The sequence below is a fragment of the Vibrio hepatarius genome (assembly GCF_043642085.1).
Taxonomy (GTDB): domain Bacteria; phylum Pseudomonadota; class Gammaproteobacteria; order Enterobacterales; family Vibrionaceae; genus Vibrio; species Vibrio hepatarius_C.
Map to the genome: position 1 here is coordinate 1 of NZ_JBHZSA010000047.1, position 1,180 is coordinate 1,180.

The 1,180-nt window shown below is 39.8% G+C and carries 1 protein-coding gene; it reads right to left on the bottom strand.

The features are described from left to right. Positions 1 to 79: 79 nt before the first annotated feature. Positions 80 to 1,135, bottom strand: a complete 1,056-nt coding sequence (locus ACHUFZ_RS21220; protein ID WP_394128712.1) for a PIN domain-containing protein — start codon at positions 1,133 to 1,135, stop codon at positions 80 to 82. Between the last annotated feature and the right edge of the window lie 45 nt (positions 1,136 to 1,180).

Here is a 1,180-nt window from a genome sequence, read left to right on the forward strand (position 1 = left end):
GGTGTGAGCGGCGCTTGGCTATACTTGAGCGAAGCGAAACTGCCAAGCGTTGCGAATCACTCTTAAATGCTTTGTTAAATTACTTGTACGGGAACTCATCAGCTTCATATAGAGTTAAATCACTACCGTCTTCAATATTGACTTCGGTGAATTCAATAATAGTCTTCTTAGTTTGATCGTAAGAAAACGCAATGGAAGTGTTATAGGTTTCATCAAAAGTCATTTCTGCTGTGAAGGAAGGAATATAAGCATACTCTTTATCTACACCATCCCAAATTGCATGCTCATAGTCTTCTCCTGATATATCTGCCAAGATATTGAACGATACTTGGAGAGAAACATATGCATTATGATCATCTACTTCTATTACGTGGATATCATCGATGTTGATTCGATTTATCCCAACCCTTGTAACTTCAGCATAATTTCTTCCCTCAAAGACAAAGCCAGAGTTCATGAACTCTTCAGATACAACCTCCTCTATCCACGATAGGTCTTTGTCGATACACTCATGAACTACAGAGGTTAGTAGCTGTTCCGCTTGGTTGTATATTTCGAGAAACTCAGAGATAGTTTTAAGGCTATGGCACTGCTCTGATGTCTCGCAGTAACCGATCAAATCTCCATCACCGCTGATGACGTAAACCTGCTGCTCATTGGCATCAAGCCAAGCTTGTAGGCTCAATAACGATATTGCATCAGGAAACTCATCTTTTTTCTTCCCTTCACTAAATGGGAACTTAGCGCCAAAGTACCTTGAAACTAGCTCTTTTACACTGCATTGGTCTGCATCCAATACCGTTACGTTACTTTGAAACAAAAACAAGTTCCAACCAGCGTGGACTTGATCCTGTATTAACTTGTCATTGAAATCTTTCAGGGCTTCAGCAAGTTCATTTGGTACACCGCTTTCAATAAATGCCAGATCCTTAGTAAATCGATTTTTCGAAATGATGACCTGGTCACTTTTGTCATTCAGCTTACTTTCAACTTCACCTTTAACTATCTCGGAGATATAGATATTGATTAAGGAGTACTCTCCTAGCTTCGATAGTTTTTTCAGCACACCCGAATCAAAGCGAAAGCCCTGCTGCATGAATGACTGTGTGTCTATGAATACGTTCCTAGTTTGCATAATATCCTTACTTATTCGTAGGAGCCTGAAAGTAATTTAACGCCC

Coding starts and splice junctions, on each gene's coding strand:
- ACHUFZ_RS21220 (WP_394128712.1), bottom strand. CDS start 1,135: ATGCAAACTAGGAACGTATTCATAGACACACAGTCATTCATGCAGCAG.